The sequence below is a fragment of the Embleya sp. NPDC059213 genome, from assembly GCF_042754445.1.
Lineage (GTDB): Bacteria > Actinomycetota > Actinomycetes > Streptomycetales > Streptomycetaceae > Embleya.
In genome coordinates, this window is the sequence record NZ_JBHZAV010000260.1 from 1 (window position 1) to 10,708 (window position 10,708).

General features: G+C 71.9%; 8 protein-coding genes. 3 read left to right on the forward strand and 5 right to left on the reverse strand.

Going from position 1 to position 10,708, the window contains the following annotated elements; genetic code table 11:
• Window positions 1-146 precede the first annotated feature (146 nt).
• Window positions 147-1,118 carry an MBL fold metallo-hydrolase gene (locus ACFXMF_RS44110; protein WP_360312450.1) on the reverse strand — a complete coding sequence of 324 codons (972 nt, stop codon included), beginning with the start codon at window positions 1,116-1,118 and terminating at the stop codon, window positions 147-149.
• 93 nt (window positions 1,119-1,211) lie between these two features.
• Between ACFXMF_RS44110 and ACFXMF_RS44115 the strand changes: the two genes are divergently transcribed.
• Window positions 1,212-1,868 carry a TetR/AcrR family transcriptional regulator gene (locus ACFXMF_RS44115; RefSeq protein WP_360312452.1) on the forward strand — a complete coding sequence of 219 codons (657 nt, stop codon included), beginning with the start codon at window positions 1,212-1,214 and terminating at the stop codon, window positions 1,866-1,868.
• 77 nt (window positions 1,869-1,945) lie between these two features.
• On the opposite strand, the gene ACFXMF_RS44120 is transcribed toward ACFXMF_RS44115, so the two are convergent.
• Window positions 1,946-2,377, reverse strand: a complete 432-nt coding sequence (locus tag ACFXMF_RS44120) for a hypothetical protein (protein WP_360312454.1) — start codon at window positions 2,375-2,377, stop codon at window positions 1,946-1,948.
• 11 nt (window positions 2,378-2,388) lie between these two features.
• Window positions 2,389-4,641, reverse strand: coding sequence for an MMPL family transporter (locus ACFXMF_RS44125; RefSeq protein WP_379992184.1), 2,253 nt, complete (start codon window positions 4,639-4,641; stop codon window positions 2,389-2,391).
• Window positions 4,642-4,941: 300 nt separating this feature from the next.
• On the opposite strand from ACFXMF_RS44125, the gene ACFXMF_RS44130 reads away from it, so the two are divergent.
• Window positions 4,942-5,682 (forward strand): response regulator transcription factor, encoded by a 741-nt coding sequence (locus tag ACFXMF_RS44130; protein WP_360312458.1) that lies wholly within the window; start codon window positions 4,942-4,944, stop codon window positions 5,680-5,682.
• Window positions 5,676-7,112, forward strand: coding sequence for a sensor histidine kinase (locus tag ACFXMF_RS44135; protein ID WP_380018052.1), 1,437 nt, complete (start codon window positions 5,676-5,678; stop codon window positions 7,110-7,112). The genes ACFXMF_RS44130 and ACFXMF_RS44135 overlap by 7 nt, the downstream gene beginning before the upstream one ends.
• Before the next feature lie 19 nt (window positions 7,113-7,131).
• Here ACFXMF_RS44135 and ACFXMF_RS44140 read toward each other — a convergent pair whose 3' ends face one another.
• Together ACFXMF_RS44140 and ACFXMF_RS44145 are read right to left on the reverse strand one after the other, a co-directional pair.
• Entirely contained in the window at window positions 7,132-8,364 is a 1,233-nt protein-coding gene (locus ACFXMF_RS44140; protein WP_379992183.1) for a sensor histidine kinase, read from the reverse strand.
• 664 nt (window positions 8,365-9,028) lie between these two features.
• Entirely contained in the window at window positions 9,029-10,201 is a 1,173-nt protein-coding gene (locus ACFXMF_RS44145; RefSeq protein ID WP_379992869.1) for a ricin-type beta-trefoil lectin domain protein, read from the reverse strand.
• Window positions 10,202-10,708 lie beyond the last annotated feature (507 nt).

Sequence of the window (10,708 nt, forward strand, 5' to 3'; positions counted from 1 at the left end):
CGGGCCTGATCTACCCCTACCCGCACTGACCGCCCGATCGACCGGCACCCCCCGCGCCCCGCCCACCGCCGACCGTCGGCGGGCGGGGCGCGGCCCGTCGCGGACGCGCGCCCGCCCGGGTCGGCGGGGACGCCCGACGTGCTCCCTCACCCCTTGGCATCGACGCCCGAGTCGGCGTGCCAAAAGGCCCGTGCCGCGAAGCCGATCCACTCGGGGTTGTCCCAGGTCGCCCACCGGGCCCGCGCGTCCCGATCGATCCGCGCCGCCGCGTCGTCGACCGAGACCCCGTCCGCCCGCAACCGCCGGGTCTCGGCGCGCACATGGTCGAGGTAGCCCCGAACCTCGCGAATCAGTCCGGCATCGGCGACCTCGCCGTGGCCGGGAACGACGATCTCGGGCTCGTCGGCCAGCAGTCGGTCGAGCAGGGCGATCCAACCGCTCCCGTCGACGTCGGTGTCGAACGGCGGGAAGTACGGCAGGATCGGGAACATCCGGGTCTCCACCAGATCGCCCGTGAACAACACCCGCCCGTCGATCAGCACGGTCTGGTCGGACCCGGTGTGCGCCGGCCCCGAAGCCCGCAACACCGCGATGTGGCCGCCGAGATCGATCTCGGCCTCGTCGGCGTAGACCATGTCCGGATCAACCGATTCGACACCTTCGAGGGCCGCTGCGACGTGCGGCCCGAGCCCGGCGAACATGCCCGTGTAGCCGGCACCCTTGCGGCGCAATTCCTCGCGCTGGGCCCGGTTGTAGACGATCGTCGCGGCACCCTTGAACGCCTGTGCGCCGAAGCCGTGTTCGGGATGGAAGTGCGTGGTGGTCAGGTACAGCGGCCGGTCGCCGGCCAAACGCCTGGCCCGGTCGAGCACCCGGGCACCGTTGCGGGGACCGAGGCCGGTATCGATCACCAGCGCGGCCCGCTCGCCGACGACGATCCCGATGTTGGGCACCAGCGGTACCCGGTTGTCGGGGATGACGAAGACACCGGCGCACAACTCCACCGGCTCGCCCCGCACCACCGGCGGCGGGGCGTCGCGCACGTCCGGCGGCGCCGATCCACCGGCCGGTCCGGTGTCCGCGATCGAGTCGTTCGAGAAGGGTTCAACGGGGCACATTCCCGGGCCATCCCATCTGATCAGTGTTCAGACAACCCATGGACCATAACACCGATCCGGGACCGCACGTCTGAACACTGTTAAGATCCACCGGTGAGCAAAGAGCGTTATCACCATGGCGAGCTGCGCGCCGCGCTGCTCGACGCCGCCGAGGCACTCGTACGCGAACGCGGAGTCGACGGCTGGTCGTTGCGTGAGGCATCGGCCCGGGTCGGCGTCGCCCCGAGCGCCGCCTACCATCACTTTCCCTCGCGCGACGCACTCGTGCGCACCCTGTCCGAACGGGTGATCGCCCGCCTCGGCGAGCGGCTGCGGCGGGCCGCCGGGCGCGCCTTTGGCGACCACCCCCACCGGCGTCTGATCGCCTACGGCCGCAGCTACGTGCGCTGGGCCATGGAGGACCCGGCGGTCGCCCGGTTGGCCTTCGCCGCCGGCCGGTCCGACCCACGCACCCCGATCTCCCCGCATCCCCACGACGTGCTCGTCGCCGAACTGGACCGGCTCGTCGACACCGGCGAACTGCCCTCCACCGCCCGCCCGGGAGCCGAATTCGTGGTCTGGGCCGCCGTGCACGGGTTGGCCACGCTGCTCACCGACGGCCTGGTCGAACTCGACGGCCCGCGCGCCACCGACCGGGAGGCGGAGCGACTGGTCGACGCCGTCCTGACCGGCCTGGTCCGGGAGCAAGCACCGGAGCAGCCCTGGCCCACCCCGCGCTCCGCCCACTCGCAACGCCACGCCGGCCCGTAGGCGTCGACGGCTGCGGCTTCACCGGCGCCACCGCGACCGACTCCGCCCTGCGGCCCCGGCGTGGCCGGTCGTGCCCGTCAGCTACCCCCGTACCGGCTCCGGAGCAGTTCGACGATGTCCACGGTGTCGGAGAGGCGGGGGTGGGCGGTGACCGTCCAGGTGGTGTTGGCGAATGCCTCCAGGGTCAGCAGGCAGTCGGAGAAGTCGTCGATGCGCAGTTGTTCGGGTTTCAGGCGTTCGCGCGACTCCGCGGCGACGACGAGCAGGTCCTCGGCCCATTCCAGTCCGTCCGCGAATTCCTTGAACTCGTGCCAGGACATCAGGAACCCGACCTGTGAGGCCAGCACGAGTTCGCCCGTTCGGCAGGCTTTCATCTCCCATGGCATGGTGCCGATGCCGATGCATTCCAACACGCTCCACTGCCAGTCGTTGTCCGGGACCACCTCGATCAACTCCGCCAGGCGAATATGGAAGCCGGGCCCCTGAAGCGGGAATTCGGTCTCGTTCATCACGTGTGCACTCACTCCCGTGACATCGCGGCGGCCGACCCGGAGGTCGCGTCGGCCGTGTTCGGCGGCCCGGCATCGAGTCGGTGGGCGAGTTTCGCGCCCTCCGGGTCGATGTGCGGGAGGAATCGGTGCAGTGGCCGGGGCAACCACCAGGCCCGATGGTCGAGAATCGCCATCACCGCCGGGACCAGCGTCATCCGCACCACGAAGGCGTCGAACAGGACACCGATCGCCAGCGCGAAACCCATGCCCTTGACCACTCCGTTGTCGGAGAGCACGAACGCCCCGAACACCGAGATCATGATCAACGCGGCGGCGGTGACCACCTTCGCGCTGTGGCCGTAGCCCACCCGCAGGGCCTCCTCCGCGGGCCGCCCGCGGGTGTACTCCTCGCGCATCCGCGAGACCAGGAAAACCTCGTAATCCATCGCCAGACCGAACAGGATGCCGATCACCAGGACGGGCAGGAAGCTCACGATCGGACCGGTGCCGTCCAGGCCGATCAGGCCGGACAACCAACCCCACTGGAAGACCGCCACCACCGCGCCCAACGCGCCGAGCACCGACAGCAGGAAACCCAGCGCCGCCTTGACCGGCACCACCACCGAGCGGAAGACCACGGTGAGCAGGAGGATCGCCAGGCCCATCACGACCAGGCAGTACACCGGCAGCGCCGACGCGAGCTTGGCCGCCACGTCCAGATCGACCGCCGTACTGCCCGTGACGTCGATCCGGGTCCCGGTGACCGCGGCGATCGGATCGCGCGCCCGGCGGATGTCGTCGAGCAGGTCCCGGGTGCGCGAGGACTCGGGGCCGGTCGCCGGAATCACCTTGACCAGCACGGTGTCCCCGGCCGCGTTCGGCACCGGCGGCGCCACCGAGGCCACCTCCGGCAGGTCGGCCACCCGGGCAGCGACCTGCTCCGCCGCGGGCCCGACCATCGTCCTCGGGCCCTGGACGACCACGATCAGCGCGCCGGTATAGCCCGGGCCGAAGCCGGCGTCGACCAGGTCCTGGGCTCGTACCGCCGTGGTGTCGCTGCGGTCCTTGGGCAGGCCCAGACGCAGATCCAGGGCGGGCAGCGCGCACAGGGCCAGCGCCGCGACGCCCAACGGCAACACCACCCACCGCGACCGGGTCACCGCATGCACCCAGCGCAGCCCCGCCGACGCCCGCACACCGCCCCGCACACCGTCGCCCGCGCCGCCCCGCCCGCCGTCGGCCCGATCCGCCGACCGGCGCAGTGCCGGGATCGAACTCGCCGCCACCCGCGACCCGAGCACCCCCAGCAGCGCCGGCAACAGGGTCAGCGCGACCAGTACGGCCACCACCACGGTGGCGGCGGCGGCCACCCCCATCACGGTCAGGAACGGGATCCGCACCACCGCCAGCGCGGCCAACGCGATCACCACCGTGGCGCCCGCGAAGACCACCGCCGTCCCCGCCGTGCCCACCGCACGCGCGGCCGACTCCTCGGGTTCCACGCCGGCGCGCACCTGATCCCGGTGCCGGGACACGATGAACAACGCGTAGTCCACCCCGACCGCCAGACCCAGCATCGTCGCCAGCGTGAGCGAACTGCTGTCCATGGTCACGAAACGGCCGCCGGCGAGCACCAGCAGCACCCCGACGACCACCCCGACCAGCGCGGTCGCCAGGGGCACCAGCGAGGCGCGCAACGAGCGGAAGACGAACAGCAACACGCCCAGCGTGACGACCAGTCCGGCGATCTCGCCGACGCCGAACGGCGCCGGCTGCTCGACGAACGTGTCGCCGCCCAGTTCGACGGTCAGGCCGCGTGCCCTGGCCCCCTCGGCGATCTCCTCGACGGCGTCCCGGGTGGCCGCCGAGACGTCCTCGGCCTGCTTCTCGGTGAAGGTCAGCGCGATGATCGCGGTGGTCGCGTCGGCCGAGACCGCGCCGGCGCCGTACGGGTCCTCGGCCGCGGCCACCCCGGGCAGCGCGGCGGCTGCGGCGGTGGCGGCCGATACCGCCTGCCGCGCCGGTCCCGCGGTGATCGTGCCGCGGTCCGCCGCCCGGAGGACGATCCGGCCCTCCGCGCCGTCGGCGGTGGGGAATCGGGCCTCCAGGACGTCGAGGGATCGTTGCGACTCGGTGCCCGGGATGGTGTTCTGCGCCGCGAACGGCCGCATCAGGGTGACCGCGGCACCGGCCGCGAACAGCAGGATCAGCACCCAACCGGTGATGACGAGCCGGCGACGCCGATAGGCGAAGCGCCCCAGGCGATACAACAACGTGGACATCACGAACTCCCGGACGGTGCACTTCGAAGGCGGGGGTGGTCGACGCGAACCACGCTAGGAGCCGACCCGTCCCGCAACCGCCGACAACCGCCCCAGCCGGGGCCATTCACACGCAACTCCCATAGAACGGACCCCTGTTGGTACGACACCCTGAACGGGTGCCGGCACCCGTCGCGGACCGCACCGCAGCACCCGTCGACCCCACGCACGCGACCACCGCGCGGATGCCGGCACGGTGGTACGCACACGACCACCCGCCGACCACCCACCCACCACCGACCACTCGACCGAAAGGCCCCGATGAGCCCCCCGGACCCGCAGGCCGGCCGGCCCGCCCACCCCGCACCCCAGGATCGCGGCCGTCTCCTGGTCGTCGACGACGAACCCGCGATCGTGGACACCGTCGCCCGCTTCCTGCGCTTCGTCGGCTACGACGTCCGCACCGCCGGCACCGGCCGCCAAGCCCTCACCGTCGCCCGGGACTTCCTGCCGGAGCTGATCCTGCTCGACGTGATGCTCCCGGACGACGACGGCTTCGAGGTGCTGCGCCGACTGCGCTCCGACGGTCTCCCGGTGGCCGTGGTCTTCCTCACCGCGCGCGACACCCGCAAGGACGTGGTCCGCGGCCTGACTGCGGGCGGCGACGACTACATCACCAAGCCGTTCGGCCTGGACGAGGTCACCGCGCGCGTCGAGGCCGTGCTCCGCCGCACCCGTCGCACCGACCCGGGCGGCGACGTACTTCGCGTCGCCGACCTCGAACTCGACGCCACCGCCCACCAGGTGCGCCGCGGCGGCCGGCCCGTCGATCTGTCGCCCACCGAATTCCGGTTGCTGCGCTACCTGATGCTGCATCCCGACCACGTACTGACTCGTGCCCGGCTGCTGGAACACGTGTGGTCCTACGACTTCAACGGCGACGACACCGTGGTGGCCACCTACATCAGCTACCTGCGCCGCAAGATCGACGACGGCCAGGGCACCCCGCTGATCCACACCCGTCGCGGGGTGGGCTACTGCCTGCGCACCCCACCGTGCTGAGCCGGCGGCCCAGAACACGCCGGCAACCGCTGAGCCGGCGGCTGGTGATCGTGCTCGTCCTGGTCTGCACCGTGGTCCTCAACACCTGTGCGGCGGTCACCGTGGGCGTATTGCGAGATTCGCTGTTCGACCGCCTGGACAACCAACTCGACACCACCGTGGCCGCGTTGCGAGCTCTGGACCAGCGCGAACGCAACAACCAGCCGCTCGGCCTGGATCCGGGCGTGTGGCTGACGTATCCCGGCGGCCTGCGCATCGCCCTGGCCGCCCCCGGCCGCCGTCCGCCGCACGGCCCGGGACCGAAGTTGACCGGCACGCTGCCGGCCGCCGGCCGCACGGTCACCGCCCGCTCCGGCGAGCCCGGCTCGGACGAGAGGTTCCGGGTCCGGATCCAGGATCTGACCGACGGGCGTACCGCCCTGGTCGCGTTGAGCACGAACGACGCCGAACAGGCGGCCGATCACGCGCTGTACGTCGTGCTGATCACCGTGGGCATCGCGCTGCCGACCCTGGGCCTGCTCGGCGCGCTGTTCGTGCGCCGCGAACTGCGGCCGTTGGAACAGGCCGCCCGTGTCGCCGACTCGATCGCGGCGGGCGACTACGCGCGGCGTGTGCACAATCCGCTGATCGGCCCGCGGACCGAGGTCGGCCGGTTGGCCACCGCCCTGGATCGCATGTTGGACCGGATCCAGGCCGCGTTCATGGCCCGGGACACCTCGGAGGAGCGGCTGCGGCGCTTCGTCGCGGACGCCTCCCACGAGTTGCGCACGCCGCTGCAATCGATCGGCGGATACACCGAGTTGTACCAGCGCGGCGCGCTCCCGGATCGGGCCTCGGTGGACGACGCGGTGGCTCGGATGCGCGCCGAGGTGCGTCGGATGAACGGCCTGGTCGAGGCGCTGTTGCTGCTCGCGCGCCTGGACGAGGAGCGGGAGATCGACCTGGAACCGGTGGACCTGGCCCGGGTGGTGGCCGACTCGTGCCGCGACGCCGCCGCCGTCGAGCCCGACCGGCCGCTCGACCACACCGCCCTCGCGGGCCCGGGGGCGGTGCTGGTGCTCGGCGACGAGGATCGACTGCGCCAGTTGGTGGCCAACCTGCTCGGCAACATCCGCATGCACACGCCGCCGGACGCGCCGGCCTCGGTCGAACTGCGGCGCGAGGCCGATCGGGTGTTGCTGACGGTGCGCGACGGCGGCCCGGGCATCCCGGCCGCCGACCTGCCGCACGTCTTCGATCGTTTCCACCGCGCGGACAAGAGCCGCAGCCGGGCCCAGGGCGGCAGCGGCCTGGGGTTGTCCATCGTCGCGGCGATCGTCGACATGCACCGCGGCGACATCCGGATCGACCCCGCGCCCGAGCGCGGCACCGTGGTCCGGGTGCGCCTGCCCGCCCTCCCCGACACCCGCTCGACACCCCCGCCGACCTGAGCCGGCCCGACTGCGCCGTCTATGGACCGACCACCGTCTCCGGTGTCGACCGGGCGGGTCGCGTCACCGCGTCGTGGGCGCTCTCGTAGGGCAGTACGACGTGCACGGTCCAACCGCCGTCCGGGCCCGGGCCGATGTGGAGCCGGCCGTCGTGCATCGCGACGCGCTCGCGCATGCCGATCAGGCCGTGGCCCATCCCGTCCCCCGGCGCCTGCGCCCCGCGCCCGTCGTCGCGGATCCGCACCTCCAGCGCGTCCTCGCGGTAGCGGACCAGGACCTCGGCGGTGGCGGCCGAACCGGCGTGTTTGCGGGTGTTGGTCAGTGCCTCCTGGATGATCCGGTAGGCGGTCGAGGCGACGGTGCGCGACGGGTCGATCGGCACGCCCTCGACGACCAGGCCCACCGACAGGCCCGCCCGCGCGACCTGGCCGACCAGGTCGTCCAGGTGTCGCAGGCTCGGCTGGGGCACCAGCGCCTCGGTCTCGCTCTGCGCGCGCAGCACGCCCAGCAGCCGGCGCATCTCCACCAACGCCTCGCGGCCGGTGCGGGCGATGGTGTCCAGCGCCTCGCGCGCCTTGTCCGGCGAGTTGTCGATGGCCCGACTCGCGCCGTCGGCCTGGACCACGATCACCGACACGTTGTGCGCCACCACGTCGTGCAACTCGCGGGCGATCCTGGATCGTTCGGCCGCTGCGGCGATCTGCGCCTGTTGGTCCCGCTCGAACTCCAGCCGGGCCGCCCGCTCTTCGAGTTCGGCGTAGTAGGCGCGGCGGGTGCGCATCGAGTCGCCGAGCACCCAGGCGATGCCGAGGGTGATGGTGAGGAAGCTGTAGACGAACACCGCCTCGCGCACGTTCAGGTCCAGGCTGCTGCCCCGGCGCACGCAGTAGAACGTGACGGGGACGGCGAATACGCAGACCAGCGCGATTCGCGACTGCCGACGGGTCCCGGACTTGGCCGCCACGTACAGCACCATCGGCACCGCGAAGCTCGCCACGGTCATCCCGGGCGTCATCACGAGTTGTCCCGCACAGCCCAGTGCCACCAGCGCGAACGCGGCCCGGCGGCGCGCCCTGCGCAACGTCGCGCCCAGGCAGTAGAGCACCACGAGGATCGATTGCCCGCAACGGGTGAAGCCACCCGGCGCGTTGTCGTCGTACACCTGACCGGCACTCGTCAACAACAACGGAAGCACGATCATCGCGTCCACCGACAGCGGGTGCGCACGCAGCCAGGCATAGAGTTTTTGCACACCGGCACGCTACGGTCGGCCACCCCGAGCGGGCGTCATCCGGCGCGGCGAGCGGGCTCATCCCTCCCAGGTCGCACACCGCAGGGGCGTTCCTCCTCACACCGGCCACCGACATCGGGCCGAAGGCTGACGACACCCCCATCGAGCAAGTCCCCGGCGCGGTCCGGGACATCGGCATCCACGAACACCGGCGGAACAGGTGACGGGTACGGCGGCGCGCGCCGCCGTACCCGTGCACCTCGGTGCGCCGTCGACTCCGCACGAACGGATCCGAGACGGTACGCCACCCGACGTACCGGCCTCGAAAGCGTTGCGGGACAACCCTCGACACCTGCCCGCGACGTCGACGGACCCCCTCCCGTCGAGCATCGCCCGCAAGCCGTCGCACGGGTCGTCGAACGCCCCTCCCCCCTCCGACCATCAACCCCGGCGTGACACGGGAATCACGGTCGCCCCCCAGGATGCCGCCGACTCGTCACGTCTCCGTGATCACGCCGTCACCACCCGTGAACACGACTTTAGAGCCCGTTCCCGGCAAGAAAAAGGCAGCAAATCAGCCGGCCTCCGAGGTTGCGCCAAATGGCACAAACCGTCGGTTGCCCGACTCTCGGAGCCCGTCGCGATCCACGCCGCGGCACCGCGCACCCGGCGGCCACGGCCCTGCCTAGGTCGGGACGCGCCAGAGTTGGCCGCTGTCGCCGTTGGCCGAATACAGTTGCACCGCAGTCCCGTTCGCGGATTTCCCACCCGCCACGTCGAGCACCCCACCGCTCGCGACGTGCACAATCCGACCCTGTGCGTCGACCATCCACTTCTGCGCGGCGGAGTCGTTGCAGTCGAACAACTGGATCCGGTTGCCGTCGGTGCGGCGATTGCCCGCGTTGTCGAGGCACTTGCCCAACGCCCGCAGTGTGCCGTCCCGTTCCAGGATCCAGGACTGCCCCGGGCCGAGGTCGCAGGCCCGGATCCGAATCGGGGTGCCGTTGGCGGCCGTACCGCCCTCGACCTCCAGACACCGGCCGCCGATCCCGACCACCCGACCCTGCGGCGGCACCGGCGCGCCCGCCGCCGCCGCGAGCGCCCGCAGGCCCTGGACGTCGAACTGCTGGACGTACCGGCCCGCACGGGAGTCCTGATAGCCGTTGGATGACGTGCACATCACCGGGCGTTCGGCCGAGTCGGCACCCTTGGGGCAGCCCCCCGGTGCGTCGTCCGCATGGGCCAGGCCCAGGGTGTGGCCCAGTTCGTGGCTGATGTGATTGCGCATGCCGGCCTCGCCGAATCGGGCGATCGGCGTGCCGTCCGCACGGAAGAAGGAGGCGTCGATGAACGCCTGTCCACCGACGACCGTGTCCCCGAGCGCCCGGGTATGGAAGCCGCAACTCCAATCGGGAGTGCCGCTTCCGTCGGTGACCACCCGCCACGGGCCGCCGTCGGCGGGCACCAGGCACGGGTGCGGCAGTACGCCCACCACGATGTCGCCCCGGCCGCGCGCGGTCGCATCGCCGGCCGGCTCGGTGTCCACCGCGATCGGCAACCCGGTGATCCGCCGCAACTCGGCCGCCGTGCGCTCGACGTACGGACCCAGCCAGGCGACCGCCCTGCGATCGTGGAACCGGAACGTGTAGCCGCTCGACGACAACCGCACCGCCCCACCCGACCGCCACCCGGCACCCGCCGACGGCGCACCGACCGACTCCGGCACGACGGCGGCCGGCTCCGGCTCGACGCCCGCCACCGCCGCCGGCGGCGAGTCGTCCTGCGTGCCGAACGCCGCATCGAACGGCGGCAAACCACCCACGAGCACGGCCGCCGCGAATCCGGCCACCAATACCATCCGACGCTTTCCCGAAGCTCGCAAAGCTCCATAACCCTTCGTCACCATGCAGCCACGCTGCGCTCGGAGCCGATCGAGAAGCCACGGTACACAGCGAAATGCCCATCGACTCCGATATCGGAAAGGCAATTACGAATCGGGGCACTTGATGCTCGACCGAGCGGAGCCGGGATCGGTGCCGACGCCCGCACCGGGCCCGCGACCGGCCGGCGCGCGTCGCGAGGTCGGCCCACCGGTTCACCCGTCGCCCGCCCCGCCGGAAACCCGAGAAGCCCCCGCCCCCGACGACAGGTCGGGGGCGGGGGCTTCGGGCCGGCAGGCGCCGTCGCGCGGTTGCGGCTACTTGGCCGGTTCCGGCTCCGTCGCCTCCTCCGGCTCGGTCTCGGTCGCCGGTGGTTCGGGGAGTTGTACCGATTGCAGGAGGAGTTGGGCGACGTCGACGACGCGGAGTTCCTCCTTGGCCTCGCCCGCCTGCTTCTTGGCGTTGATCGAGTCGGTGAACATCAC

What these genes read in the sequence shown, in the direction of transcription:
- ACFXMF_RS44110 (WP_360312450.1), bottom strand. Translation starts at nt 1,118, where the DNA reads ATGTGCCCCGTTGAACCCTTCTCGAACGACTCGATCGCGGACACCGGA.
- ACFXMF_RS44120 (WP_360312454.1), bottom strand. Translation starts at nt 2,377, where the DNA reads ATGAACGAGACCGAATTCCCGCTTCAGGGGCCCGGCTTCCATATTCGC.
- ACFXMF_RS44125 (WP_379992184.1), bottom strand. Translation starts at nt 4,641, where the DNA reads ATGTCCACGTTGTTGTATCGCCTGGGGCGCTTCGCCTATCGGCGTCGC.
- ACFXMF_RS44130 (WP_360312458.1), top strand. Translation starts at nt 4,942, where the DNA reads ATGAGCCCCCCGGACCCGCAGGCCGGCCGGCCCGCCCACCCCGCACCC.
- ACFXMF_RS44145 (WP_379992869.1), bottom strand. Translation starts at nt 10,201, where the DNA reads ATGGTATTGGTGGCCGGATTCGCGGCGGCCGTGCTCGTGGGTGGTTTG.